Origin of the sequence: Labrys okinawensis, from assembly GCF_047345005.1 — a bacterium.
GTDB lineage: Bacteria > Pseudomonadota > Alphaproteobacteria > Rhizobiales > Labraceae > Labrys > Labrys okinawensis.
In genome coordinates this window covers 5,517,074-5,542,325 of the sequence record NZ_CP178864.1, presented here as the reverse complement: position 1 = coordinate 5,542,325, position 25,252 = coordinate 5,517,074, and the positions used below count along the sequence as shown (strand labels likewise).

Sequence of the window (25,252 nt, the reverse complement as noted above, 5' to 3'; positions counted from 1 at the left end):
TGCCGATTCAATGCCGGCTGTCGCCAAGGAAGCGGCAATGATGCGAAGAGGACGCAGCGTTTCTAGGAAACAGCATGGCAGATAGTCCGCCCCGCCCGCCCGTTCAGATCTACCTGGTCACTCCTGCCATCGCCGACGTGGCGGGGTTTCTGCCCGTGCTCAAGGCGGCGCTGGGGGCAGGGGAGGTCGCCTGCGTGCTGTTCACCCCCGTGGCCGGCGACGACCAGAGCGCTAAGAAGCTGATCAAGGAGATCGCGCCGACAGTGCAGGGCGCCGGCGCCGCCCTGCTGGTCAGCGGCTGGCCGGCCGTGGTGGCGCGCGCCGGCGCCGATGGCGTGCATCTCAGCGACGGGCGCAAGGGCCTCACCGACGCGCTCGAGGGCTTCAAACCCGAACGCATTGTCGGGGCGGGCGGCATCCGCTCCAAGGACGACGCCATGACGATCGCCGAGTCGGGCGTCGACTATGTGATGTTTGGCGAACCCAATCGCGACGGCCGCCTGCCGCCGCTCGAGGGCGTGGTGGAGCGCACGAACTGGTGGGCCGAGCTGTTCGAGGTGCCCTGCGTCGCCTTCGCGCCTGATCTCGCCGCCGTACCGGTGCTCGCCGATGCCGGCGCCGATTTCATCGCCCTGGGCAATGCCGTCTGGGATCACGACAAAGGCCCGGCCGAGGCCGTCGCATTGGCCGATCGAGTGCTGAAACAAAGGGACCACGCATGAAGGGGCGCGTTGCTGCTGCTGTCCTTGCGCTGGCACTGCCGGCTGCCCTCCTCGGACCGACCGGGGCCGCGTTCGCGCAACAGACGCCATCGCCACCGGTGGATCAGGCCAAGCCCGCCGATACGGTCAAGCCGGCAGATGCTCCAGCACTCGCGGATGCTCCCAAGCCTGCTGGCGCGGCCACGCCAGTAGCGGCGCCGGCCGCCGACAGCTCCAAGCCCGCTGACGCAGCCAAGCCCGCTGATGTTCCAGCACCCGCGGACGCACCCAAGCCCGCGGACGCACCCAAGCCCGCGGACGCGGCCACCCCCGCTCAGGCGCCGGCTGCCGACAGCTCAAACCCTGCCGATGATTCCAAGCCAACTGATACTGCCAACCCGGCCACGACGACGCAGCCCGCGGACGCCGCCTCGCCCGCCGATGGGCCGACGCCGCTTGACATGCTGCCCAGGGCCGGGACACTCCCAACGAACGTCGTCCCATCGCCTGATGATGCCAACCCGCGGGAGACCCTGCTCAGGTCGGCTGTGTCCGACCCGGATGGCGAGGATCTCGAGCCGGTCGCGGGCAGCCCGCCGCCGGATCTGGCCTACGGCGCTTTCCAGCGTGGTTTCTACTTCAAGGCCTTCGACGAGGCGACCAAGCGTGTGACCGCCGCGCAGGACCCGGCGGCGATGACCCTGCTCGCCCAGCTCTATGCCGGCGGTCTCGGCGTGCCGCAGGATAAGCTCAAGGCGGCGCAATGGTATTCGGAAGCCGCCGAGCGCGGCGACCGCAACGCCATCTTCGCCTATGGCATGATCAAGCTCCTGGGCAACGGCGTGCCGAAGGACGAGGCGGGCGGCATGCTGCTGCTCAACCGCGCTGCGGGGATGATGGTGCCGGAGGCCTCGTACAATCTCGGCATTATCGCGCTCAAGCCTACCAACGGGCCGCCGGACTATGCCACCGCCTACAAGCGCTTCAGCGAGGCGGCTATCGCCAACAATGGCGAGGCGCTCTATTCCCTCGGCATCCTGACCAAGGAAGGCAGGGGGACGCCGGCTGATCCCAAGAAGGCGGCGGACTTCTTCCAGGCCGCCGCCAATGCCGGCAATCTCGATGGCATGGTGGAATATGGCATTGCCCTTTTCAATGGCGACGGCGTGCAGGAGGACCAGGAGCTCGCCGGCGACTGGTTCGAGCGCGCCGCCGATCGCGGCAACCCGATCGCCCGCAACCGCCTGGCGCGCATGTATGCGGCGGGTGTCGGCCTGGCGCCCAATCCGATCCTGGCCTGCATGTGGAACATCCTCGCCAAGGCGGCTGGACTGCAAGACAAGCAGCTCGACGAATTCATGGCCCGCCAGACCCCCGAGGTGCAGGCAGCAGCCATGGAAGGCGCCCGTTATCACGGCCTGTGAGGGAGGCCGGCGTCCCGGCAAATGGAATCCCTGCCGTAAAGGGGCGGCCTCCTCCCCACCCCCTCTCCGCGAGCCCAGCCTTTTTCACCGCCGCCCTCACTTTCCCGTTCAATCCTGCGCCGTTTTCCACTAGACAGGCCTCCTCCAACTCATACCCTCCCGCGTGTCCTGTCGCGCGCCCGTTATTTGAAAGTTCCGTGATGCTGCGTTCACCCTTGATGAATGTGATGGTTGCTGCCGTGCTCAAGGCCGGCAAGGGTCTCAAGCGCGATTTCGGCGAGCTCGAGAACTTGCAGGTTTCCACCAAGGGACCCGGCGACTTCGTCTCAATTGCCGACAAGAAAGCCGAGCGCACCCTGCATCAGGAACTGGAGAAGGCGCGCCCCGGCTATGGCTTCGTGATGGAGGAAGCAGGCGTCGTCGAAGGGGCCGACAAGACGCATCGCTGGCATATCGATCCGCTCGACGGCACCACCAATTTCCTGCATGGCATGCCCTTCTTCGCCACCTCGGTGGCGCTGGAGCGCGAGGGCGTGCTGGTGGCCGGCGTCGTCTACAATCCCGCCACCGAGGACCTGTTCGTCGCGGAGCGCGGCAAGGGCGCCTTCCACAACGACCGCCGCATGCGCGTGTCCGGCCGCCGCCTGATGGAGGACTCACTGGTGGGCATGGGGCTGATGCATCTCGGCCATGGCCACCAGGGCGCCAATATCGCCGATCTCGGCGCCGTGCTCGGCCATGTCGCGGGCGCGCGCAATCTCGGCTCGATTGCCATGGAACTCGCCTATGTCGCCTCCGGCCGCCTGGATGGCCTCGCCTCGCGCTGGCTGAAATCCTGGGACCTTGCGGCCGGCATCGTGCTCGTGCGGGAAGCCGGCGGCTTCGTCTCCGACATCCGGGGCGGCGACACCATGCTTGAGACCGGCGATATCGTTGCCGGCAACGAGGCCATCCACAAGGGCCTGCTCGGCGCTCTCGCCAAGGCCTGACGGAGCGGTTGTCCACAAAGCGGGGCCGGGAAAAGATTTCCGCCCCCAAACGCTTGACAGTTCCGGCCCGGCGTTTCATAACCCGCGCCGTTCCGGTTCATCCGGGCCCTGTGGCGGGGTAGCTCAGCTGGTTAGAGCAGCGGAATCATAATCCGCGTGTCGGTGGTTCGAGTCCACTCCTCGCTACCAATTTTTCTTCTTCAAGATCAATATGTTAGGCCTCGGCTGAGAAAATCTCCGGGGCTTTTTCATGTTGCACGTGTTGCAAGCTATTACCGTTGATTTCAAACGATTTTTTGAGATTGTCGGCAGGTCCGCGCGACACGGCTGCGACACGAAATGCGTGGAAGGGCTCATTTTGAAACCGAATCGAGCGCCACCAATAAGTCTCGCCTCAACTTCGAAACGTTTATTGAGCAATACGAGCGGACAGGGGGGAGCCAAGCGTCTTTAGCTCGTTCTGACTGTTTCGCCTTGTCGTCGATCTTCTCAAAGGCAGCTTGAATGGCAGCCGTTGTTGCTCCGGCGCTTTTCAGCCATAGACTCGCCGTGTCGGTGAGAAGCTCTGGCATCCCTTTTCGGAAGGCTTCGTCGACGGCATCCGCGCTCATGTGATTTGGCGCGAAGCTGTAAATGAAATCGGCAGGCTCCCCTTCGTACGAGCGTCCCTCGAACAAAACAGCACCGACCTTCTCTCCTGCGAATTTTGCGGACTTGGCGATGTAGGTCGGATCTAAGCCGAGTTGTGCCATTTCCAGGGCCAATGCCCAGAGGGCGATGTCCTTAAATTGATAGGTAAGACGCTTCCCTTTTCCGGGGTTGCTTGGCGATAGACCGAGGGTCTGCAGCCTTTTTATGCGCCCTCGAATGACACCGATCGATCGCTCCGGGGCACCTTGCACTTTCGCGAGCGCTGCCTCGACCTGCTTATAGCTGTACACATCGATCCCCATTATCTCGTCTGATTACGGAACAGTAGAGCTTTCGCATATAAATCTCAAGTCCGCACTTGCGGTTCATTCCCATCCGATATAATCCTAAGTTCGGACTTAGATTCTATGGGAGAGGCTTATGACCTCGGTGAAGGAAGATTTGATTTGGGGCGCTGACGCAATCGCTGCCGAACTCGGCCTCGATCGCCGGCGGGCGTTCTATATGTTGGAAAAGCGCATGATCCCCGCGCAGAAAGTCGGCCGAGCGTGGTGTGCATCGCGGACCGGTCTGAAGACCTTCTTTTCGAACATTGCAGCCGGAAAGCTTCCCGAATCCGCGTCTGAGGAGCGGTAAGCGAGGGGAGGCTGAAATGGCAATTGCAATGGTCTCAGGCAAACTATTCCGCATGCCGGAACGCAAGACGTCGCAGGCCGGCAAGTCCTATGTCACCGCCAAGGTGCGGGAAGGGCAGGGGGACGGTACAGCCTGGTGGTCTCTCATCGCGTTCGGCGATGCGGCTGATGATCTTGCAACACTTACCGACGGCGAAGCAGTCTCGGTGAGCGGAGCGCTGAAAGTCGAGACTTACGAAAAAGGCACAGAGACCCGCATCGCCTTATCTATCTTGGTCGACTGTGTCCTTGCCGCGCGGCGTCAGAAACGGAAGCAGACTCAGAATTCGTCGCCGACTTCCAATGCAGGCCCGGGTGCCTCCCGTGTCGACGATCCCAATGATGACATTCCGTTCTGAGGTGCCGCGGGATGCTTTCGCCTCTTTCGATCGCTCGTGCTCTCGGTGGCGACGCCGTCGGGCGCAATCAGATCCTTGCACCAGGTCCAGGCCACAGCGCGCGGGATCGCTCCCTGTCAATTCGGATCAATCCGGGTGCGCCAGATGGCTTCGTGGTGTTTAGCCACGCCGGCGACGACCCGATCGCGTGCAAGCGCTATGCGATGGAGCGCCTCGGCCTTGAAATGTCACACCGCCGCGATCTTGCCCTACCTCCACGCAGCCGTTTGGTTGATGGCGCCAGTGATGACACTGATCGTTCAGAGTTGGCGATTGGAATCTGGAAAGAGGCGGTCGAGCCTGGGAAGACCCTCGTAGAGACCTATCTCGCCAACCGCGGTCTGGAGCTTCCGGAGGCCGGTGCGGCCGTAATCCGGTTTCATCCCTCATGTCCCTTCAAGGGCGCACGCCATCCTGCGATGATCGCGCTCTATCGCGATATCATCACCGACCAGCCGAAGGCCATCCACCGCACCGTTTTCTCGTCGGAAGGCCGGAAGATGGACCGCGCCATGCTTGGGCCGGTCGCTGGTTGTGTGATCAAGCTGGATCCGGACCAAAGCATTACTCACGGCCTCGTCATCGGCGAGGGCATCGAGACCGTCCAGGCCGCTCGCCAGCTTGGCTTTCGACCCGCATGGGCTGCGAGCACTTCCGGCGCGATAGCAAGCTTTCCGGTTCTCGCGGGGATCGAAGGTTTGAGCATCCTCATAGACCGGGACCCGGCGGGAGAACGAGCTGCCAAGCAGTGTGCTTCATCCTGGAGCGCCGCAGGCAGAGAAGTCATTCTCGTCCGCACTGCGCATGTGGGATTGAACGACCTCAACGACGCCATCCTTGGTGGTCGCCAATGAGGAAAATTGCGGTTCCGGCCGGCGCTGAAGGCCTTGTCATCGCCGAGCGCTATCAGCCGCTTGCGACGTCGCCCGGCTTTAAGTCGGCGGCGGCCTTTTGTGCGGAATACCAGCCGCTCTCCTATGCGATTGAACCGATCGTGCGGTCGGCATCCCTGTACACCATTACGGCTCGGACCGGCGCAGGCAAGACGGCCTTCCAGATCGTTGCTGCCTTAGCAATTGCCACCGGGCGGCAAGATATCCTGGGTGTCGAGGTGTCGCGCGGACGCGTCGCCTATCTTGCCTTCGAGAATCCTGACGATGCCAGAATGAGGTTCAAGATCGCCGCCTACCTGTTGAATATCGATCTTGCCGAGCTGGCAGATGACCTCGTCATTCTGGACGCTCGTCTGAAGCCTGAGGAGGTTCTCGCCAAGCTGGACGCGATGGCAATGCAGCGCCCCTTCAGCCTCATCCTTGTCGATACGCTGGCGGCATGGTTCGACGGCGACAACATCAACGACAATGTGCAGGGAGGCGAATTCATGCGAAGGATCCGGCCGCTTACCCGAATCTCTGGCCTGCCGTCCGTCCTGGTCGCTGCACACCCGGTGAAGAATGCCAGCGAGGAAAATCTCGTTCCATATGGCGGCGGTGCCATCCTCAATGAGGTCGACGGAAACCTCTGCTTAGCCAAGCAAGCCGATACAGGCCTCGTCACCCTGCATTGGCAAGGCAAGCTCCGCGGCCTCGAATTCAAGCCGATCTATTTCCGGTTTGAAATCACGGGCAGCCCAGAGGTGATCGACGCCAAAGGTCGCCAAGTGCAATTGCCGACGCTGCGCCCGAGCGCCGAGGAGTTCGCAGAGGAGCGCCACGACGCCGAAATCAATATCAAGGTCGCGCTGCTGAAGGCCATGCTCGAAGAGCCCACGGGCACGCAAACGACATGGGGCGCTGCGATTGGCAGAACGAAATCCAACGTCAACCGTAAGCTCCAGGCGATGGCCAAGGAGAAGCTCGTCGAGGTCACGCTTGGCAAATGGAGCATCACCCCCAAGGGGAAAACAGCAGTCCCAGGAGCCTGAAATAGCGTTCACACCTGGTGTGAACAAAGGGCCGATTTCGTTCACACCGTTCACAGTGAACGACAGGCGTGAACGGGAACGCTGCAAGTGCCTGAAATCAAAGGCGTTCACATGTGAACAGAGGTGTGAACAAAACCCCAATGCGTTCACAGTTCACACCACCCCTCCTCCCTGAAAGGGAGGGGTGTGAACGCAGGGTGTGAACGACTGGTGATAAGGTGGCCCTGTTCCTTCATGGAGGCGGCAAAATAAGTGTGCGAAATTGCTTGATTTTCCGCGCTGGAGCCGCCGGCAAATTACCTCCGTTCACGTTCGCGTGAGGTGGTTACGAACAAGCAGACTATATATCCGCTTGTCGACAATTAATCCGAACGATTACAAATAGATACATTGCCGTGTTGCTTGCATGTCGCGCACATTGTCCGCATTCATGTGAGCCATGACAGCCACCCGTCCCCAGATCATCGCAAGGCCGCCGCGCACCCGTTCCGCCATCTCCAATGGATCGTTGCTGCCCCGTGATATTGACAAGCGCTCAGCAACCGCTCGTCGCTTCGTGGATCTCATTTTGGCCTTCACGGAGGATCTCGGCGGCGAGGCGGCGCTGTCTCAGGCCGAGCGCGCATTGATCCGGCAAGCCGCGGCGAGTGTGGTTGCTAGCGAGAAGATGCAGCACAGTATCATCCGAGGTGACGATATCGATTTCGAACAGCTGACCCGCGTCAGCAACGTCAGTGCTCGCCTCCTGCAGCGCCTGGGCATCAAGCGGCGCACGAAGGAGCCTGCCCCAGGCCAGCGTTGGGCAGCCAAGGTAGAGGCTGAGAAGGCTGCACGCGCGAGGGCTGCCCGGTGAGCCTCGTAGCCGACTACAGCATGCGCGAGGCATTGGAGCGGGAGGACCTGCTCGGCGCGACCTTGAAAGGCGCGAGCTGGGCCGCCTGGCATGTCCTTTTGATTGGGGCCCTTGGCGAGAAGCTGAGCCGCAAGGAGCGCCGCATCTTCGAAAGGCTCACCAAGCGCGAGCGCGAGCCTGGGCGCATTATAGAAGAATTTTGGGTAATCGCCGGTCGGAGGTCGGGCAAGAGCCGCGCGATTGCAGCGTTGGTCGTCTTCTTCGCCGTGATCGTGCGCCACCAGCATGTATTGGCGCCGGGCGAGTGGGGCGCCATCCAAGTGCTGAGCGCCAGCAAGGGGCAGGCCAAGAAGATCATGGAGTATGTGGAAGGCACGCTGAGGACCGTGCCCGAATGGCAAGACCTCGTCCAGAGCGTCACTGCCGACAGCATCACCCTTCGCAATCAGATCGAGATCACCATCGCGGCAGCGAGCTTCAGGACGATTCGCAGCTCGACGAGCGTGCTGATCGTGGCTGACGAGATCTGCTTTTGGCGCAGTGGCGAGGGTGTCGCCAATCCCGACACGGAAATCCTTGGCGCAGCCCGGCCGAGCTTGGCCACGACGGGCGGCATGCTGGCCTGCATCTCATCGCCGCATGCACGAAAAGGCGAAGCGTACCAAACATACAAACGCCATTACGGTCCCGACGGCGACGAGCTTATCCTCGTTGCGCAAGCCGCCAGCTTGGACCTGAACCCTAGCTTGAGCCGTAAGGTCGTCGAGCGCGCCTATGAGAAGGACACCGCCCGAGCGAGTGCTGAATATGGCGGCCAATTCCGCACCGACATCGAAAGCTTTATCGACCGCGAGCTCGTTGAAAGCCTGGTAATGCAAGGGCGCCGAGAGCTGCCCTATATCCCTGGGAAGGTTTTCCATGCGTTCTGCGACCCTTCTGGAGGGCGCTCAGACAGCATGACGCTTGGAATAGCCCACCGGCAAGGCGAGATGATCGTCTTGGATCTTGTGAGGGAAGTACGACCACCTTTCAGCCCTGATGCCGTCGTTGAGGAATTCAGTGAGGTGCTGAAGATCTACCGTATCGGGAAGGTCATCGGCGACAGCTACGGCGGCGAGTGGCCGGTTTCGGCATTTCGGAAGCACGGCGTCACGTACGAGCGCTGCGAGATATCGCGGTCTGACATCTACAAGACGATATTGCCGGTCTTGAACTCCAGGCGGGTCGAGTTGTTGGACAATGCTCGGCTTGTCGACCAGTTGAGCAGTCTTGAGCGTCGCGTCGGGCCCGGCGGCAAGGATCAGGTGAATCACCCTGAGACCGGGAACGGCCACGACGACGTGATCAACGCGGCCGGTGGTGCGATCTGGGCTGCATCTTCCAAGACCCCGATGATCATCTCCGACGAACTGATTCAGAACATGCGGCGTATGGCGCCAGACCCGCGCTACGGGCGCCCGATGTCGATCGATCGGCGGATGCCGCGGATGCCGATGAGCTTTCAGGGCAGCCTGTCGGACCACTCCAACCCGCATTCACCGCCGACACAGCAAGTCTTCAGCAATTTCGTCGGATCGTATTCTGACAAATTTGGAAAATGAGGAAACCATGAAACTGCAACTTAGCGAAGGTCACCCCACTCGGGCCTTATCGGATTACGAATTGGCGAATTGGCATCTGTGGGCCGATGAGCACATCAGCCACCCCAAAGAGTACGCCGCGGACGGCGCTCTGCGGGATGCGCTGGTGAAAAAGTACAAGACGCCAGAGGCAGCGGTGCGGGCCCTGGGCCTGGATGCGTCGCTGTTGACGGGCGCACCCACCGTGAAGCGCTCGTTCGATCGTTCGCCGACACTGGACGACCTGAAAAAGGGCGGCCGTCACGATTATGTTGGCCGGCGCCGCCTTGCCACGGACGAGGACCCCGATTCCGATGAGAGCGAGCTGAGCCCGTTGCATCGGGTCGTACGCACGATCGGCGCGTTGGCGCCGGAAGACTTCGAGACGAACAAGAAGGCGTTCATCGACTTCATGCAGCGCAAATCCGCAAAGGCAGAAGAGGCAGAGGACGACGACCCCGACATGGCCGGCGACGAGCCGGAGCCGTTCCCTGGCCGGCCTCGCCCCGGTGGGACCATGGACCCGATGAAGGGTGCGCAGGACGGCGCTGTGCGCAAGCGCTTCGCAGACATGCATCCGGGCGCGCCGGCAGTCAGCACCGGCTTTGGCTTCGGTGTGTCAACCGGCAGCCCTGCCGACCGTCACAAGGCGCCGAGCGCCAAGGCCCGTGCATCGTTTGCCGAAATGTTTCCTGACGCGATGAAGTGAGGGCGCCATGGCGAAGATCATCGGCCTGGTGGCCAACGATGACAGGAATACCTTGAGCGAGCCGCGCCGTCGGCTTGCGGAGGCGATCGAACGGGCATCCGGCCAGCGCGGGACGCTCGAACTGCGCCGCGCGGCCGTGGAGCGCGCTGAGCGCATGGTGAGCGATGCCGAGAGTGCACTCGGGAGCGCCAAGGCCGCTGTAGAGACGGCTAGGAAGGGGCTGGCGAGCGAGACCCTCGCTGCGGTGATCGAAGGGCGCCAGAAGGGTTCCGGCGAAGTCTTGAGGCGCGCCAGACTAGCAGAGGCGGAAGCCGAGGACGCGCTCGAGGCAGCGCAGGCGGCCCTCAACACGGTACGCGGTCAGCATGAGGAATCGGAGGCAGAGGCAAGCCGCGCACGTGAGGAGATCGGCAACGCCGCCGGTGCTGTCATGGCGCCCTTGGCGGCGGATCTCATTCAGAAAGCGGAGGAAGCCCGGCTTCACTGGCTGCGCATCCGGGCCGCATGCACGGTCGTTCGCGATGCCGGATTTCCAACTTGGCCGCCCACCGTTGAATCGAAGGCTCTGCAGCGCGCCGCGGAGGCGGTGCTCGGGGAGGAAGAGCATAGCCGCGGCAGCAAGGCCTTCGACGAGATGCGGGCGGCCTGGAACGCCGCGTTTCGAGCGCTGCTGATCGATGCCAACGCGCCTTTGCCGGAGATTTGAGCTTCTTGCGGGGACTGGAAGCCGCAAGCCGCCCAGCGCATTGGTGGCGGCAGTAACGATGCGCAGCCGGGCGACGGAGTACTTGGCCGGGCGCCCGGCAACCCCTCTAACTGCGATTGAAATGACACCCTATGGCCACGCTGCTCGATTCCTTCATCCTCGAACTCGGCTGGGACACCAAGCCTTTAGAAAAGGGCCGCAAAGAGGCCGAGACGAATATTGCGAAGACCAAATCTGCCTTCACCAAGGCAGGCAAGGAGATGGAGGACAGCGCCAAGAGCGTTGCGGCCGGCATCTCGAAAATCGCGACCGAAATCTTGATTTTGTATGCTGCGATCACCGGTGCCAACTCGCTCAAGGGTTTCATTGCCGATTTGGTTTCGGCAAATACCCAGCTTGGCAATTTCGCCAACACGCTGGGCGCCTCGCCGCAGACGATCGATGCCTGGGGCAAGGCGGCGGAGCGCGTGGGCGGCAGCGCGGATGCGACGGCCGGCTCATTCCAGAAGATCTCTGACGCGCTGAACGCCCTTCATACGCAGGGCCAGACCTTGCCGCTGGCTTTCTACCAGTTGATGGCGGCGGCGAACCGGCCGATCGACACCGAGCACGGCCCTGTGAAATTCATGCAGGACCTGGCCAAGGCCGCCAATGTCCTCGCGCAGACCGACCCGTCGAAGGCCGCCTACTATCTGAAGGCCATCGGCATCGATCAGGGTACGATCGCCTTGATGCTGCAGGGCGGCTCGGCGCTCGATACCTACGTCAAGTCGCTCGAGAAGCTCGCCCCGACACAAGCCCAGATTCAGGCATCGCGGGACCTCTATGCGGCATGGGAAGCGCTCGTCCAGACTGCGACGTCGCTGGGCAACACAGTGCTGCCGATCCTCGACAAGGCGCTTACGCCGGTTCTGAAGGCCATGGCAGAATGGGTCGACAAGAACCGCGACCTGATCAATTCGAAGGTCGACGAGATCCTGACCTCTGTTGCAGACGCTCTGCAGCGCATCAACTGGCAGGCGGTCACAAAGGGCATGGGCGACTTCGCCAGTGCGGCGAATGCGACGGCCAGCGCCATCAAGACGATAGCCGACGGCATCGTGACCATCAGTTCGTACAGTGATGCCTTCGACAAGTTCATGCAGAAGGCCCAAAACCCGCTCGGTTTGAAACCCGGCGAGAACGTCATTTCACATTTCGCCCAAACCAAGGGTGATGGGGTCGATGAAAACGGGGTGCGCAATGTCCCCGGTGTGATCGGGCCTGGGCCGGTCGATGGGCACAAGGCATCTGGCGGTTCCGTAGGTGCTGGAAAGCGCTATCTCGTCGGCGAGCGCGGACCTGAGCTCCTTCAACTCGGCAGCGCTGGCGGCAGTATCACGCCCAACCACGCGCTCGGCGGCGATCTCCAGGTGCAGGGCAGGTCTGTCGATCACGGCAACCCGGTCCCCGTCGCCCTGGTGCGTTGGGGCAACGACATCAACGACATGTTCTTCGGTGGTAGCGCCGACCTCGGCTACACCCCCGATGGCAACAACATGGGTAGCGGCGGCGGAGGTCGCCCGCGTCATCCAGGCAGCGGCGGCTATGGCTCCAATCTTGGTGGCGCTGTAAGTCTCACCGGCAGCAATGCAGAAGTCGTCGCTTATATCCGTCAGGCTGCCATCAAGCGCGGGATAGACCCGGACATCGCGCTACGTGTTGCCGCATCCGAAGGTTTGCGTGGTTACGACCCGACGAAGCCTGATCATGGCGGCGATCTTGGAACGTCATTCGGCCCGTTCCAATTGCATTACGGCGGCCTTGCCCGCGGCATGATGAACGGTGGCCTTGGGGATACCTTTACCAGGACCACTGGGCTTAATGCTCGCAATCCAAATACCTGGAAACAGCAGGTCGACTTCGCGCTCGATCAGGCGAGGAAGGGCGGCTGGTCGCCTTGGCACGGCGCTAGCGCTCACGGGATCTACGGGTATCGAGGAATCGGGGCCCTTCCGTCCGGTGCAGGCGCCGCCGCCAAGGCCAGAGGCGGTGGCAGCGTGGGCGCCGGTGGCCTGAATACGAGCTCGATCTCGAACGAGACCAACGTTACCGGCCCGATCACCATCCACACCATGGCGCGCGACGCGCGGGGCATCGCCATGGCGCTGAGTGACCAGATTCGCCGCACCACCATGACCGCCACCGCGAATTATGGACCGGCATAACATGGGCAACGATCACGACCAACCTGAACCGATCATCCCGCCTTTCAATCCCGAGGCGTCTGCGATGCTTGTAGGTGCGCGCAAGCTGGGCTCGTCGACCCCTGCCGGCAAGCCCCTCCTGGACGCGCTCGACCACTACGAGTTGACCTTTCAGAGCTACTTCCGGGAGCCCGCTCTCGTTACCGCGGAAGAGTTGGTGCTCGCCTTCAACACCATGGCGCAAATCGCCGATGACCTCACGGGCGAACCGTCATGCCGCGCCACCGTCGAGTTTTTCGAACGGCTGCGCGAGGAGATCCTCGCCATGTTCCGGCCGATGGAGAGCGGCGCGGTTCATTGAGGGACTTGTTCTCGCGCATCCGGACAATCGAGGATGGCGACGAGCTACGGTCTCTTGAACTGTGCCATCAATTTAGAAATATCAATATTCGCCCAGCACTTCTGCGAAAGATGACTTCCGTTGGGAGGAAAAGCACCATGGACGACTTTTATGCCTTTGGTTTGCAAGAATTCGGCTACCGGCACAAAATCGCGGTCCGCTGAGACGAGCACGGCCACGTCGTAGGCCTGCGCCCACGCAAGGCTGATCATGTCGGCCACGATTCTAGTGTCGACACCCTTCTCCTCAGTGCCTCGCATATCAGCACCGCACGCATGGCAGTGAGTAGCTTCTGCCTGGCATTGAGGGCATTTTGGGTAACCCTTTTTCTTCTGCCGAGCGAGAAGGACAACATGCGTACCGGGCATTTTGTCTAATTTATTGGTGAACCAGTTTCGCAGTCGAACGTCGTTGGGTTTATTGGGATCGAACGATCCGTAGACGTGCATACCCTCAAAAATTGCGGGAGCACTCGGATCGACCATCTTTCCCGCCTCCGATGCCAGAAGCGGACCAATTGGACGCCAATCCGTGTTGAAATTGCTATCTTTCCGCTTGAGGGAAAGTGAGAAGTTCCACCAATCAACAAAAATCCTGACGCGAAGTCTGCTGATCGGAACCGGTGGAACTGCAGTCACTTCTCGCCTCAAAAAATACGGGGACGCGCAAGGCGTCCCCGGGGTCATGAATCTCGGTTCCCCATGGCCGACACAGCGGGTGGTTTCCCGAGGGGTGGTGATGCTGTAACGTATATAGGCGGGAAGCGTTCGCCGTCAATAACCCAAGATATCATCAGAAAGTTCAATTTTGCGTAAACCGAGTCACCGCTGGTAGGCCCGTGACGAGCTGATTGGCGCAATTCGCCTCACTCCGGTCAAGACCTTCTTCCAGAGGAGAAGAAGGTTCCCGTGTCTCCTTCACATAATCGAAGCCTTAGCTAGCGGTCTTCTTGCGACCCGCTGGATTTCTAACCACCAACAGGCACTCAGCATAGGTATCAAGCAGCCACGCCCGTTCGGCCAAAGCTTTACCCGCCATGTTGCTTTCCAATGACTTACCTTCATTTGAAGCTATGGTTTCCAAAAGCCTGTAGGCAACCTGTTCCGGAGAATTTTCTCCAAGATGAACCACGGTATTATCTGTCATTCTGTCCTCCCTCATTGATTTCGATGATGAGGATTGTAAGCGTGACTCCGGTGTGATTCACCCCTCCTGGAGGGGCCGGCTTCGACTTAGAAGAGGCCCGGATCCTCGCTATAGTCCCCAGCCGGCGCCGGTGGCGCATCGACCGAATCCGCCACATCGGGCTCGTTGTAGCTTGGGCTGTTGACCTTGTTCGATATCGGCCACATGTCCGTGAGCGCCTACCTCAGGCAACTTCCCTTCACGGCCGCCTCGGTATTATCAGGTAAAGTCGCTGGGTCCTGGCCTTTGAGGTCGCATGCGAAGAACATATAAGAATCCGTTCCCATGCTCTGGCCGACGGCAAATTGCTCGACCTTCATGTAGGTGCCCGCCGGCAATCTTTTCTGAAGACGCTTTTGAGCGGACCGAACGGCCGGTGAAGCAGAGTTAGCCTGTGGCTCAGGGATCTGATACCAGTGGATCGCTGTAAAGAAGGTGCAATCTGCCGGCACCATTGCCTTGGGACATATGTCTATCCAGACGTTGACCTTCTCGGCCGCCACCGCCGGCCCGGCACAGAGAAGCGCTACCGCCAATCCCAAGAACCGCATTGTTTCCTCCAGAAGGATCGGCGCGCCCCAAGGCTTTTGCAGTTGGAAGCGGCAGGCCCGCACCTCGTCGGGGATAGGTGCTGCCTCAGGGCGCGCCGCGAGCGGCAGGATAGGCAAATTTGCCGACTTAGCCAACCGCCAGCTTGAAATCGACGCTTCTGAAATCCGCATCCGCGCCGAGCGCCGCATTGGCGAATTGATGGCGGCGCAGCGGGATACAGGGCTTCTCAAGCCCGGCGGAGACGGGAGTAATCAGCACAAGCAATGGGTTGCGGAAAAACCCAAAGCTCCGACACTATCCGAGGTGGGCATAGACAAGAATCTTGCGGATCGCGCCCGAGACCTTGGCCCGTTGCAATTTTCAGTCTCCTAGCGGAAGAAAATATGCGATTATGAGCCTGGCCTCGAGCTAGAGGATTAATTGTGATGCATGACCTCATTGGGTTCGTACTTGGCATCTTCCTCATTGGACTGTTCTTCGCTGCGCTTGAGCGATTCGAGGACGTCGCCCGCGACTTCCTTGACAGGCGTCGCTTCAAGAGATTTGACGAACAGCTCGCAGTTCAACGTAGAGCGGGACACCGCAGGATAGGCCTTCGAAAGTAAGCGGCGTCGCTTAGATTTGAGTTTCAACCATCACCGCGAAGTCGCCGCCCTTCTGGACTGGGCCGAGGAAACCGTTGCACTCACGGGTAAGCGCCGGCCGAGGAAAGCGTGATGTCTCCACATCACTTGAAGAAAAGGCGTTCAAACATAATAAGAATTCGCTCCGAGCGATTACATAGCGAGCGCAATATATCCAACACCGGCCTATCTTCCGCCTCGGAAAAACTCAAAAATGCCAGTGCAATATCGGCCTTGGCATTCCTGATTTCAAATTTTGCATCGGCCGGATAGGTAAACAAATGAATTCCCTGCGTTAATCGTCCAGTAAAATCCTTGCTTGCTTCAAACGGCGTATCGCATGAAACCTCGTGTACAAGTCGACCAACCGATACCGCGCAAAGCGTCAAGGTGCGATGCTTGTCGGCATTGGACAATTTATTCAGTAAGTAGAGCCAATAATCACCACCTCCATAAGGCTTCAGGCGGTAAATGAGTTTTCGAGCGCGCGGGGAAATCTTTCTTGTGCTTCGCCTGTAGTCTTGTTCAAACTTGGTTGAATCTATATTGAAAGGGAAGGATACGCCTGTATAGGAGTTGCCTTCGGCCAATGCGAGACAGGCGACGATGTGATCAAAAACAGCTCGAAGGTTTTGAATTGCATCACCGATGATCAGCGAGATTTCAACTGGCGGGGGCGTGGGTGCCATTAGAAACACCGCGCGCTTACTAGCCGTGTTGGGATGCGGTGTGTCCGCTAGTTCGATCGGAGCGGTGCGAACGAAATCTTGAGTTTTTTCCTCAATCTCCGCGATCAAGGTCTTAGCTCTCGCCAGCTTGCACTTTGGGCTGAATAGCGGATCGTCGATTTTCGGTATCACGTGGCCTTCTCGCCATTCTCCGCGACGTAGATAACACCGGCGGCGCCGTTAGGCCCGCAGGTCATTTCACAATTTTGAGTCCATCCGAAGAAGGCCCCGTCGGCGCGACATAGTGCTTGGCCACACCGCGCCTGCAGTTCACGATGGCCTCACGCACAGGGTCGTCCTTTGGGAACCGTGCTTCGAGCTGCCCCAGCGCGTCGATCACGCCGTCGATGGAAGCGTTCCGAAAGTCAGCACTAGTCAAAGTTCTCCTAGGCTCGGCTGGAGGCATTGGCCAAAGATATTGCATCGGCGACCGGGCCTGATCGGTCGATGGCGCGGTAATGCGCACGTGTTCCGGCGGCTTTTGATCGTCGCTCATTTCCCAAGGTATCCCTTTTCCCTCAGCCGTTGCCAACGATGCCGCCCGCGGCAGCCTTCCTCAGCCTCACGCCCGGCCCCTCGCCATTCTCGGCGACGAAGATTGGGTAGGTCGGGAGGCTAATTCTTGTTTCGATGCGCCTCATCGTACCTTCTGTGGAGTTCACCGTCGATGCGGGCACGCGTTTCCTCATCTAAATTCAGGAGGCCCGCTGCTACTTTATTGATCGCCGCCTCCACTTGTTCGGAGACCAAGTCGAAGGGGCAACTTTGTCCTCTTAGCGTGTATTCGGCATTGATATCGTCCGTTTCGCGCTGAATATCTGGCGCCATGGGATTCAGCGCCCAACGACCATAGGCCGCAACAAACAACGACCGGAGTTCGTCATCACTGGTCGACCTTAACCGCCGTCCTCGCGCTGCATAATCGCTCACGCCTTGTTGGGCGCCGTCCGCGATCACATAACGCACTACCGCCTCAGCATCTTTGCGATCTTTTGTCATATCAAGCTTCTGGAGTTTCGAAGAACGTTTCGACTGCGTCGAGTGTCCAACTACAGACCCATCGCCCAGCAATAGCCGGATTTACTGCCCCGTTCGTACTGATATCGATGACGGCATAAAGGCCGTAGTCCATGGCGCCTTCATCGCGAGAACGGCTTTTTACGAGCCGGTACCCGCGGCGGTCCGCGATACGGCGCAGCTTGTTCTCCTTCACCTTCGTCTCCTGATCCATGCTGTAAACGATGCTCCAAATGATGCTTGACGAAATGTCAGAGGTCAAGCTAGAAATGATGCTGGAAGCGATACCACAATATGGGCCGCTTCGCCATCAGTTTGAAAATGGAGCAATCCCATGCCGAACACACACGTTCCGGCAGCCGCTACCGGCTTGCCTGAAACCTCCCGTCCTCGTCCGCTCGGGCCGGCGCCTAGGAATGGCTCCGAACTCGATCAACTAACCTGGCTGCTGGCCGCGTTCAGGATCCTGTCTCCGGAGGAGAAAAGCGAAATCCTTGCTCTGAGCCGGCGGCTGCTGCGCGAGCAGGAGAAGGACAAGACCAATGGCTGATTTCCTCAATCGCCGTGGCATCCTGCGTGGCCTTGCCGCTCTTCCGCTCATCGGTGGCGGCGTCACCCTCATAGGCCAGCCTACGGCCGCCGCCGAGCCCCTCACGCACGATCTGCTCGACAGCTATAGCGCATGGCTCGCTTTCGAGCGCCGTCTCCTCATGGCCGAGATGTACCCGAAAGAATGGAATGAGGCTTGCGACTTCATTCCCATGGCGAACGGTGGCGCCCGTTTTCACGCGGATGACTATCGAGATTGGAGCTCAGGACAACACGCCTCGCGGCGCGCCGCGATCGTCCTCAGCGCCGTTGGCTGCGACTGGAGGAGCTAGGATGGGAAACATCGTTAGCTTGGGTAAGGTCCGCAAAGCGCGCGAGAGGGCAGTAAAGGCGTCCGCGCCACCTCTCGCCGATGCACTGTCCTTTGTTACCAGGCGGAAGCCAAGAGGCGGTGGCTCCAACTACTGGGATGTAAAACCGACGGGCAACTATTGCGACGATTATGCAGCCGGCAAGGCGTTTGCTGAGGAATACATCGCCTTCTTGGGGCTCTATCCGACCTATGGCAACACCACTCTTTTGGGCGGTATCGTCGTAGACATGCTCCCTGGTGGCCGAAACGGGATGGTCATTGGATTTATGAACACCGTGGGCGTCTACGCGACGGGTATGGCAGCAAATCTGAAGCAGCGGGAGGGCCAATGGTAGCCAAGTCTGCCCGCAGCATTGCGGCCGCCCTTGCTGAGTCGCTTTTCGCCCTGGAGCAAGCCGCACTCGCCCGTCTCAATCTGGGCGGGCTGGCGCGGATCCGGGCGGCACAGAGAGACGTGAGGGTGGTACGCAGGCAGTTGTGCAGCCTGATCAACAGGAGTTTTCGCTGAAACGATCTGTTCGAAGCCAAAGGGGCGGCAATAAGCTCGCCCCTTTGGTGTGTTCCAGTTCATGTCGCTCGATGCAAGTCCTTGAGATTTGGGCCAATTGTGACAGTATCTTTTAAATAGCAGATGACGGACGAAGCATATCCATTGGGTGTCTGCGTTTTACTGCGAAGGTGGGACGGTATAGCTATGAAAGCGGGTTCAAGCCGCATCAATCGGGATAAGCGACATGTCTGATATACAGACGTTACTGCCCACTCTCCCACAGTGGCTATCTGCCCCGCTAATATTATTGTCAGTTTCTGTTGCTCTTTGGCCCGGCCTATCACAGGCGGTAATCGATTTGACAGCGAAAAACCGCCATCAAAAGCAAGAGCGCTCACAACTGGAACTTTTGAAATTAAGATACGAAATCGAACTCTATAGGAAACAAAATGATTTAGAGCGATTACCCGAGGACACCCATTTACTTGTAAACTCAAAGGAAAATAAAGAGAAATCTGCAATCGAAGAGGACGGATTTGTTGTAACTTTGTTAATGCCAAGTCAAATTCGTCTGTTTTATTGTATGATTGGAGGATTAATTTCGGGCTTGATTGACTTTCTCTTAAATCTTTCTCGCCTTCAACACAATTATCCGGAATTGTTGAATCATCAATCGGCAGGTTTTCTTTTAGGTCTCCTGCTCAGGTATTTATTGCTTGTGTCGATCGGTGGCACCATGTCATTTTTATTTGTGCCTCTACGAATTACTAAGCTTAACGCCATAACTCTTGGTATGTCATATGGTCTTTGTGTTTTTTATTTTGCCAATTTCATCCTTTTCCCTGAAAATTGAGAATCGAGAGTAGATCTGCGAAGGGCACAAAGTACGCGTTGACAAGCGGATTAATTTGCAACATGATGGCTTTGTTGGTAATCAAGCGAAGTCATCTGTCATGTCGATCCGCAAGCGCACTTGGAAAACCGCGAAGGGTGAGGTCAAAGAGGCCTGGGTATTCGACTATGTCGACCAGGCCGGCAAGCGCCATATCAAGACCTTCGACAAGAAAAAGGATGCAACCACGTACCAGACGACTGTCATGGGCGAGGTCCGCGACGGCACGCATACGGCTTCGAGCCAGAGCGTGAAGGTGAAGGAGGCCGCCGACAAATGGCTCGGCACTGGCGAAAAGAACGGCCTCGAGCGCTCGACGCTGGACCAATACCGCCAGCACATTACGCTGCACATCAATCCCTATTTGGGAGACCATCGTCTGTCTGAACTTACGGCACCCTTGGTGCGGGAGTTCGAGGACCGGCTGCGGAAGGGCACGCCCGCGCCTGGGCAGAAGGAAGCCAAATCGCGCTCGGCAGCACTGGTCCGCAAGGTGCTGGTCAGCCTTGGTTCGCTGCTTGGCGATGCCCAGGAGCGCGGCTTGGTCGCGCGCAACGTCGTTCGGGATCTTCGTTCGAAGCGGACCCGCGGCAAGGAGCGGCGCTCTGAGCGTCGTCAGAAGGGCAAGCTCAAGATTGGCGTGGATATTCCGACTCGTGAAGAGATCAAGGCGATCGTCGGCGCCGTCGCCGGCCGTTGGCGCCCTCTGCTGTTGACTGCGATCTTTACAGGCTTGCGAGCTTCGGAGCTTCGCGGCTTGCTCTGGTCCGATGTCGATTTCGATGCGCGTCAGATCCATGTCCGACAGCGAGCCGACCGGTACAACGAAATCGGAGCCCCAAAGTCGGAGGCCGGCGAGCGGGTCGTCCCCTTGCCCCCGTTGGTCCTGAACACCTTGCGAGAATGGAAGCTGTCATGCCCACGTCGCAAGGAGAAGAAGGACGACGAAGGCAAGCTGCACCTCGTATTCCCGACCGGGACCGGCAACGTCGAGTCCCTTGGCAATATCATCAATCGCGGCCTGGTTCCCCCACAACTGGCCGGCAAGGTCAGCGTTCCGGTAGTGGCAGCAGATGGTACCCCAAGGTTGGATGAGGAAGGCAAACCGATCTTGGCGGCGAAGTACACCGGCATGCACGCACTCCGGCATTTCTATGCTTCGTGGTGCATCAATCGGAAAGCCGACGGTGGACTCGAACTGCCGCCGAAAGTCGTCCAGGAACGGCTCGGCCATTCGTCGATTGTGATGACGATGGACGTCTATGGTCACCTGTTTCCGAGAGGAGACGACGGTAGTGAGCTTGCTGAGGCGGAGCGGTCACTGCTGGCCTGACGCGACATAGGCGCGACATGGAGTCAGATTTGCTTTATGAATCAACGTGAGTTACAATCATCATAATCCGCGTGTCGGTGGTTCGAGTCCACTCCTCGCTACCATTTCTAAATGTACAATCAGTTATTGGTTTTGCATCATCATTTCCCCTGATGGTGCCAGGCAACCGCTGCCCAGTGGCACGACGTCGCGCCTGGAAAGCCCATGAAAAATGCCTTCGTCGAGAGCTTCAACGGACGCTCTATGGACGAGTGCCTCAATCACACACTGTTCTCCACACTCGTCGAAGCCCGCAGCGCCATCACCTCGTGGAAGAAGATTACAACCACCACCGACCACACTCAGCCCTCAGCAATAGGACGCCTGCCGAGTTCGGGCTGAAAGCAACAATGGAAAATCAGGCCGCTTAAGGCCAGAAATGAAATCGAAGACTCTCTCTCAAACCGGAGGAGAGGAGGGTCTCAGGTCAGGCCACCATCTGGCGAATTCACCTTACTGTGGCTGCTGAGACTAAACTCAACATCGCCCCTCGCGCAGCTTGAGCACTCCTCACCGATCGATTGCGGGGCCCTGCTCCTCCACGCCCCGGGACGCGAGCTCTATCGCAGCAGTCTATCCAGACCATCCAAGGCTTCGCTAATGCATAGGGTGGCGAGCCCCATCGAATAGGTACGACGCGATGGAGGGTGCGAATCACAATCACCAAAAAATAAGAGTTCGCCATCGACGCGGTCGGTACAGCTCCCAGTTGGATACAACGAGCTACACCAGTCTGGAGACACGATCGGTTCTCGTCCGGGAACCAGATTTCGGCTGGTTCGCCATATCCGTTGCCCACGGTGCCAGAAACTGATGCTAATGCGACCGATCCTCGCGGCCTCTAGTCAAAGAACCCCGCGTCTTCCTCCTTGAGATATTTCTTCGCCCCCTCGGCATCGATATCCAGCCCCAGTCCTGGTGCTTCCAGCAGGTCGACCATGCTGTCGGTCACGATCTGCCTCGGCAGGCCGGTGACGATGTCAGTCCACCAGGGATCGGACGCGGAGGGATATTCGAAAGCGATGTAGTTGGCTGGCAAGGTGGCGCAGACATTGATCAGGGCTCCGAGACCGAGCAGACCGTTGGCTGTGCCGTGCGGGGCCATCAGGATCGAGTGCATGTGGGCGTGCTCGGCCACCCATTTGAGCTCGGCGATGCCGCCGATATCGGCCGGGTCCGGGCCGATGACGCGCACCGACTGCGTCTCGATCAACTCCTTGAAATTATGGCGCAGATAGATCTGTTCGCCGGTGTGGATGGGGGTGGTGGTCGATACCGTGAGCTCTCGATAGGCCTGCGGATTGACCCAGGGAACGTAGTCGCCCGTCAGCATGTCCTCGAGCCAGGCGAGATTGTATTTCTCCACCGCGCGGGCGAAGCGGATGGCGTCGGGCAACATCCAGCCCGGGCCGCAGTCCAGCGCCAGGCTGACCTTGTCGCCGAGCACTTCCTTCATGGCAATGACGCAGTCGAGCATATGGGCCATGCCGCGCTCGCTGATCGGGCCCTGGTCCATTGCGCCGTGATAATCCGGCGGCTGGCTGACGCCGTAGTGAAAGCCCGGGATGCTGCGCTTCATGTTGGAGTGGAAGCTTATGCCCTGCTTCACCATGAAGAAATTTTCAGGCCGCTTCATCATCCATTTCACGTCATCCGCATAGTCCTCGGGGCGGTCGCCCGTACGCTTCTTGCGGATGGAGCCGTTATAGACGCGCACCTTATCGCGCACCTTGCCACCCAGCAGCTTGTAGACGGGTACGCCCGCGGCCTTGCCGGCAATATCCCAAAGAGCGTGCTCGATGGCGCTAACAGCTGCGCCATACGGTTTGAAGGAACCGCGCTGGCGGATCTTGAGCATCACGCGCTCGACATCGGTCGGATCCTCGCCGATCAGCGCCTCGCGGAAATGCAGCACCCAGGGTTTCAGATAGGGCTTGGTGTACTCGACTTCGCCGAGGCCGTGGAGGCCTTCATCGGTGACGATGCGCACGATGGGATGGCGGCCGATGACGGCGCAGCGCAGGTCGGTGATCTTCATGGAAAACATCCTTGGTGCATCTCGCGTCGGCCGACACCGGCATGACGCGCAAAGACGCTTGAAAACAAAGGGTTATGGCAAAACTTGCTTCTATCTGAGCGCCCGCTCTAGTGCGGGACGCGGTCGAAGCCAACGCGCAGATGGTTCCACTCGCTGGTGTCACCGAAATACCTGGCGCCCTCGCGCAAGTGCTCCCGGATGACGGGCTCGTTGAGGTCTATGCCCAGGCCCGGCTTGTCGGGCACGGTGACATAACCGTCCGCCATATAATCGTCGGTCATGCCGGTGACGAGGCCGGTGAAGAAGGGCAGGTCGAGCCCGTGATGTTCCACCGCCACCAGGCTGGCGACGGCTGCACCCAGATGCACATTGGCCATGAATCCGATGGGTGAGCAGCAGGCGTGCAGCGCAGTCGGAATGCCGAAACGCTCGGCGTGATCGGCGATGCGCTTGGTTTCCATAAGGCCGCCCGAGGACAACATGTCAGGATGGATGATGTCGAAGGCCCGGGTCTCGATGGCCTCGCGGAAACCTTCCCAGAGATAAAGATCCTCGCCCGCCGCCACCGGTGTTAGCAGGGCATCGGCTACCTTTTTGTGGTTGGCGATATCGGTCCAGGGCAGGGGATCTTCGACCCAGGCAAGGTTGAACGGCTCGAGGGCATGGCCGATCTTGATGGCCTCGTCAGCCGTACAGAAACCTTCGCCGAAATGGTCGGTGCACAGCGAGATCTCGTCGCCCACCGCCGCACGAACGGCGCGCGTGATCTCGACTGCGAGTTCCACGCCAGCCTGGCTGATGCGCGGCCCCGGCCCTCGGCCGGGCACGTACCATTGCTTGTATTGCGGATATTCATACTTGGTGTTGCTGCCGATCAGGGCGCCCGGAGTAGCCTCGAACAACTGGCCCGGCAGGTCGAACTTGATGAAGGTGAGGCCGAGCGACTTGCGCTGCCTGACCACCTCGACATAGCCCTCCGGCGTCATCTTGTCTGGTGCCGGCGTATCGCCATAGAGGCGAACCTTGTCGCGATATTTGCCGCCGAGCAGCTGGTAGCAGGGAATGCCATAGGCCTTGCCGACCAGATCCATCAGCGCGATCTCGATGCCGCAGACGCCGCCGGCCTCACGGCTGTCGCCACCGAAGGTCTTGATCGACTTGAAGAGATAATCGACGTTGCAGGGGTTCTGCCCGACCAGCAGATGCTTGAGGCGCATGGCGGTGTCATGATGGGCGCCGTCCCGCACCTCGCCAAGGCCGTAGATGCCCTGATTGGTGTCGATCCGCAGCATCGGATAATAGCCGTGGCCGACGATGGTGGCGGTCCGGATGTCCGTGATGCGCAGTTCGCTCGGGTGCGAGGCGGTCCGGACATTGTTTTCGATCGTATCAAGCGGCATGCTGGCGTTCCCTATCGTTCTTCTCTTTTGCTGGCGAGCACAGGGGCTGCCTGGCTCGCTCGCCTGGCCGCGCCCATCTGCTCGATAACGTGGCGGCCCGATCCTTCCACGTGCCGGGCCACGACCCTGGCGGCGCCATCGGCATCCTGGGCCCTGATGCATTCGATCAATTCGCGGTGTTCGCGGATCACGGCGACGCGCCGGCTGAGCGAAGTCGGAAACCGCCTGCTGATGGCGCGCAGGATCTCGCGATGCGTCCACCAGAGCACCGCGGCATGGCGGTTGTAGTGACGGTCATAGATCAGCTGGTGAAAGTGTGTGTCGAGCGCGGCATGTCTGATGGGATCGCGGAAATTGAGCTCCTCGATCTCGGCCTGCACCTCTTCGAGCGCAGCGATATCCGCGTCGCCGGCAATCGAGACGAACCAGCGCGTCAGCGCCGGCTCGATCAGCACTTCGATCTCGATAATGTCGCGGACAAAGTCCTCGTCGATCGGCCGCACACGGGCGCCGCGATTGGGCTCGATCAGGACGAAACCCTCTCCCCGCAGCTGCTGCAGCGCCTCGCGGACCGGATTGGTCGAGGTGCCATAACGAGCGGCCAGCTCCGCGATCTTCAGCCGCTCGTTGGGACCGAGCCGGCCCGAAACGATTTCGTCGCGGATCCTTTCATAGACCCAGCCTGGCTGGTCGAAGGTATCCCCAGACGGCGGAGGGATTGGGCTCGTTTTGTCCATGAATGCCTGTTTAAGCACCTTTTTACAGCAAGCCAAGCCTATCATACGCTAATGGCTCAAAA

31 protein-coding genes, 1 tRNA gene and 1 pseudogene are annotated in these 25,252 nt (G+C 59.7%); 22 read left to right on the top strand and 11 right to left on the bottom strand.

Features of this window, described 5'->3' with window-relative positions; genetic code table 11:
* Nucleotides 1-74 precede the first annotated feature (74 nt).
* From ACMDCR_RS25885 to ACMDCR_RS25870, 4 genes are all read left to right on the top strand, one after another.
* On the top strand, nucleotides 75-722 hold the full coding sequence (locus ACMDCR_RS25885; protein ID WP_413989371.1) for a thiamine phosphate synthase: 648 nt from the start codon (nucleotides 75-77) through the stop codon (nucleotides 720-722).
* Nucleotides 719-2,125, top strand: coding sequence for a tetratricopeptide repeat protein (locus ACMDCR_RS25880; RefSeq protein WP_413989370.1), 1,407 nt, complete (start codon nucleotides 719-721; stop codon nucleotides 2,123-2,125). The genes ACMDCR_RS25885 and ACMDCR_RS25880 overlap by 4 nt, the downstream gene beginning before the upstream one ends.
* Before the next feature lie 200 nt (nucleotides 2,126-2,325).
* Entirely contained in the window at nucleotides 2,326-3,114 is a 789-nt protein-coding gene (locus ACMDCR_RS25875) for an inositol monophosphatase family protein (protein WP_413989369.1), read from the top strand.
* Between the two features lie 112 nt (nucleotides 3,115-3,226).
* Nucleotides 3,227-3,303 (top strand) — tRNA-Met (locus ACMDCR_RS25870).
* A gap of 164 nt (nucleotides 3,304-3,467) precedes the next feature.
* Here the strand turns inward: ACMDCR_RS25870 and ACMDCR_RS25865 are convergent.
* Nucleotides 3,468-4,067, bottom strand: coding sequence for a hypothetical protein (locus tag ACMDCR_RS25865; protein WP_413989368.1), 600 nt, complete (start codon nucleotides 4,065-4,067; stop codon nucleotides 3,468-3,470).
* Nucleotides 4,068-4,185: 118 nt separating this feature from the next.
* On the opposite strand from ACMDCR_RS25865, the gene ACMDCR_RS25860 reads away from it, so the two are divergent.
* The 10 genes from ACMDCR_RS25860 to ACMDCR_RS25815 all read left to right on the top strand — a co-directional run bounded on the left by ACMDCR_RS25860 (nucleotide 4,186) and on the right by ACMDCR_RS25815 (nucleotide 13,195).
* Complete coding sequence (locus ACMDCR_RS25860) at nucleotides 4,186-4,401, top strand: DNA-binding protein (protein WP_413989367.1); 216 nt, start codon at nucleotides 4,186-4,188, stop codon at nucleotides 4,399-4,401.
* A gap of 16 nt (nucleotides 4,402-4,417) precedes the next feature.
* Nucleotides 4,418-4,798 carry a single-stranded DNA-binding protein gene (locus ACMDCR_RS25855; protein ID WP_413989366.1) on the top strand — a complete coding sequence of 127 codons (381 nt, stop codon included), beginning with the start codon at nucleotides 4,418-4,420 and terminating at the stop codon, nucleotides 4,796-4,798.
* 11 nt (nucleotides 4,799-4,809) lie between these two features.
* Nucleotides 4,810-5,691: a toprim domain-containing protein gene (locus ACMDCR_RS25850; RefSeq protein WP_413989365.1), complete on the top strand. Its 882-nt coding sequence runs from the start codon at nucleotides 4,810-4,812 to the stop codon at nucleotides 5,689-5,691.
* Nucleotides 5,688-6,761, top strand: a complete 1,074-nt coding sequence (locus ACMDCR_RS25845; RefSeq protein ID WP_413989364.1) for an AAA family ATPase — start codon at nucleotides 5,688-5,690, stop codon at nucleotides 6,759-6,761. The genes ACMDCR_RS25850 and ACMDCR_RS25845 overlap by 4 nt, the downstream gene beginning before the upstream one ends.
* Nucleotides 6,762-7,200: 439 nt before the next feature.
* Nucleotides 7,201-7,614: a hypothetical protein gene (locus ACMDCR_RS25840; RefSeq protein ID WP_413989363.1), complete on the top strand. Its 414-nt coding sequence runs from the start codon at nucleotides 7,201-7,203 to the stop codon at nucleotides 7,612-7,614.
* A complete protein-coding gene (locus tag ACMDCR_RS25835) occupies nucleotides 7,611-9,215 on the top strand; it encodes a hypothetical protein (protein ID WP_413989362.1) in 1,605 nt (534 codons plus the stop codon). The genes ACMDCR_RS25840 and ACMDCR_RS25835 overlap by 4 nt, the downstream gene beginning before the upstream one ends.
* Before the next feature lie 7 nt (nucleotides 9,216-9,222).
* Nucleotides 9,223-9,942 carry a hypothetical protein gene (locus tag ACMDCR_RS25830; protein ID WP_413989361.1) on the top strand — a complete coding sequence of 240 codons (720 nt, stop codon included), beginning with the start codon at nucleotides 9,223-9,225 and terminating at the stop codon, nucleotides 9,940-9,942.
* A gap of 7 nt (nucleotides 9,943-9,949) precedes the next feature.
* Nucleotides 9,950-10,648: a hypothetical protein gene (locus ACMDCR_RS25825; protein WP_413989360.1), complete on the top strand. Its 699-nt coding sequence runs from the start codon at nucleotides 9,950-9,952 to the stop codon at nucleotides 10,646-10,648.
* A gap of 131 nt (nucleotides 10,649-10,779) precedes the next feature.
* On the top strand, nucleotides 10,780-12,855 hold the full coding sequence (locus ACMDCR_RS25820) for a hypothetical protein (protein WP_413989359.1): 2,076 nt from the start codon (nucleotides 10,780-10,782) through the stop codon (nucleotides 12,853-12,855).
* Between the two features lies 1 nt (nucleotide 12,856).
* The gene (locus tag ACMDCR_RS25815) at nucleotides 12,857-13,195 is read left to right on the top strand and encodes a hypothetical protein (protein ID WP_413989358.1); all 339 of its coding nucleotides are present in this window, start codon (nucleotides 12,857-12,859) and stop codon (nucleotides 13,193-13,195) included.
* A 44-nt stretch (nucleotides 13,196-13,239) separates the two neighbouring features.
* Here ACMDCR_RS25815 and ACMDCR_RS25810 read toward each other — a convergent pair whose 3' ends face one another.
* Complete coding sequence (locus ACMDCR_RS25810) at nucleotides 13,240-13,872, bottom strand: NYN domain-containing protein (RefSeq protein WP_413989357.1); 633 nt, start codon at nucleotides 13,870-13,872, stop codon at nucleotides 13,240-13,242.
* Nucleotides 13,873-14,167: 295 nt separating this feature from the next.
* Nucleotides 14,168-14,380 (bottom strand): hypothetical protein, encoded by a 213-nt coding sequence (locus tag ACMDCR_RS25805; RefSeq protein WP_413989356.1) that lies wholly within the window; start codon nucleotides 14,378-14,380, stop codon nucleotides 14,168-14,170.
* A 507-nt stretch (nucleotides 14,381-14,887) separates the two neighbouring features.
* On the opposite strand from ACMDCR_RS25805, the gene ACMDCR_RS25800 reads away from it, so the two are divergent.
* The gene (locus tag ACMDCR_RS25800; RefSeq protein WP_413989355.1) at nucleotides 14,888-15,343 is read left to right on the top strand and encodes a hypothetical protein; all 456 of its coding nucleotides are present in this window, start codon (nucleotides 14,888-14,890) and stop codon (nucleotides 15,341-15,343) included.
* Nucleotides 15,344-15,387: 44 nt separating this feature from the next.
* Here the strand turns inward: ACMDCR_RS25800 and ACMDCR_RS25795 are convergent, their stop codons facing one another.
* The 5 genes from ACMDCR_RS25795 to ACMDCR_RS25775 form a co-directional block, all read right to left on the bottom strand.
* A complete protein-coding gene (locus ACMDCR_RS25795) occupies nucleotides 15,388-15,603 on the bottom strand; it encodes a hypothetical protein (RefSeq protein ID WP_413989354.1) in 216 nt (71 codons plus the stop codon).
* A 95-nt stretch (nucleotides 15,604-15,698) separates the two neighbouring features.
* The gene (locus tag ACMDCR_RS25790) at nucleotides 15,699-16,454 is read right to left on the bottom strand and encodes a hypothetical protein (protein WP_413989353.1); all 756 of its coding nucleotides are present in this window, start codon (nucleotides 16,452-16,454) and stop codon (nucleotides 15,699-15,701) included.
* A 61-nt stretch (nucleotides 16,455-16,515) separates the two neighbouring features.
* Entirely contained in the window at nucleotides 16,516-16,818 is a 303-nt protein-coding gene (locus tag ACMDCR_RS25785) for a hypothetical protein (RefSeq protein WP_413989352.1), read from the bottom strand.
* Nucleotides 16,819-16,937: 119 nt separating this feature from the next.
* Nucleotides 16,938-17,321 (bottom strand): hypothetical protein, encoded by a 384-nt coding sequence (locus ACMDCR_RS25780; protein ID WP_413989351.1) that lies wholly within the window; start codon nucleotides 17,319-17,321, stop codon nucleotides 16,938-16,940.
* Nucleotide 17,322: 1 nt separating this feature from the next.
* The gene (locus ACMDCR_RS25775) at nucleotides 17,323-17,535 is read right to left on the bottom strand and encodes a hypothetical protein (RefSeq protein WP_413989350.1); all 213 of its coding nucleotides are present in this window, start codon (nucleotides 17,533-17,535) and stop codon (nucleotides 17,323-17,325) included.
* A gap of 138 nt (nucleotides 17,536-17,673) precedes the next feature.
* Here ACMDCR_RS25775 and ACMDCR_RS25770 point away from each other — a divergent pair, with 138 nt between their 5' ends.
* From ACMDCR_RS25770 to ACMDCR_RS25740, 7 genes and pseudogenes are all read left to right on the top strand, one after another.
* Nucleotides 17,674-17,889, top strand: coding sequence for a hypothetical protein (locus ACMDCR_RS25770; RefSeq protein WP_413989349.1), 216 nt, complete (start codon nucleotides 17,674-17,676; stop codon nucleotides 17,887-17,889).
* On the top strand, nucleotides 17,882-18,220 hold the full coding sequence (locus ACMDCR_RS25765) for a hypothetical protein (RefSeq protein WP_413989348.1): 339 nt from the start codon (nucleotides 17,882-17,884) through the stop codon (nucleotides 18,218-18,220). Before ACMDCR_RS25770 ends, ACMDCR_RS25765 begins: the two co-directional genes overlap by 8 nt.
* A gap of 1 nt (nucleotide 18,221) precedes the next feature.
* Complete coding sequence (locus ACMDCR_RS25760; protein WP_413989347.1) at nucleotides 18,222-18,596, top strand: hypothetical protein; 375 nt, start codon at nucleotides 18,222-18,224, stop codon at nucleotides 18,594-18,596.
* Nucleotides 18,590-18,769 carry a hypothetical protein gene (locus tag ACMDCR_RS25755; protein WP_413989346.1) on the top strand — a complete coding sequence of 60 codons (180 nt, stop codon included), beginning with the start codon at nucleotides 18,590-18,592 and terminating at the stop codon, nucleotides 18,767-18,769. The genes ACMDCR_RS25760 and ACMDCR_RS25755 overlap by 7 nt, the downstream gene beginning before the upstream one ends.
* Before the next feature lie 226 nt (nucleotides 18,770-18,995).
* Nucleotides 18,996-19,604, top strand: a complete 609-nt coding sequence (locus ACMDCR_RS25750; RefSeq protein WP_413989345.1) for a hypothetical protein — start codon at nucleotides 18,996-18,998, stop codon at nucleotides 19,602-19,604.
* A 100-nt stretch (nucleotides 19,605-19,704) separates the two neighbouring features.
* Complete coding sequence (locus ACMDCR_RS25745; protein ID WP_413989344.1) at nucleotides 19,705-20,976, top strand: tyrosine-type recombinase/integrase; 1,272 nt, start codon at nucleotides 19,705-19,707, stop codon at nucleotides 20,974-20,976.
* Nucleotides 20,977-21,153: 177 nt separating this feature from the next.
* Nucleotides 21,154-21,350: pseudogene (locus tag ACMDCR_RS25740) on the top strand (integrase core domain-containing protein); the annotation flags it as partial.
* A 506-nt stretch (nucleotides 21,351-21,856) separates the two neighbouring features.
* Here the strand turns inward: ACMDCR_RS25740 and ACMDCR_RS25735 are convergent.
* The 3 genes from ACMDCR_RS25735 to ACMDCR_RS25725 form a co-directional block, all read right to left on the bottom strand.
* On the bottom strand, nucleotides 21,857-23,053 hold the full coding sequence (locus tag ACMDCR_RS25735; RefSeq protein WP_413989343.1) for a mandelate racemase/muconate lactonizing enzyme family protein: 1,197 nt from the start codon (nucleotides 23,051-23,053) through the stop codon (nucleotides 21,857-21,859).
* A gap of 107 nt (nucleotides 23,054-23,160) precedes the next feature.
* Nucleotides 23,161-24,453, bottom strand: coding sequence for a mandelate racemase/muconate lactonizing enzyme family protein (locus ACMDCR_RS25730; protein WP_413989342.1), 1,293 nt, complete (start codon nucleotides 24,451-24,453; stop codon nucleotides 23,161-23,163).
* A gap of 11 nt (nucleotides 24,454-24,464) precedes the next feature.
* Complete coding sequence (locus tag ACMDCR_RS25725; RefSeq protein WP_413989341.1) at nucleotides 24,465-25,190, bottom strand: GntR family transcriptional regulator; 726 nt, start codon at nucleotides 25,188-25,190, stop codon at nucleotides 24,465-24,467.
* Nucleotides 25,191-25,252: the final 62 nt, after the last annotated feature.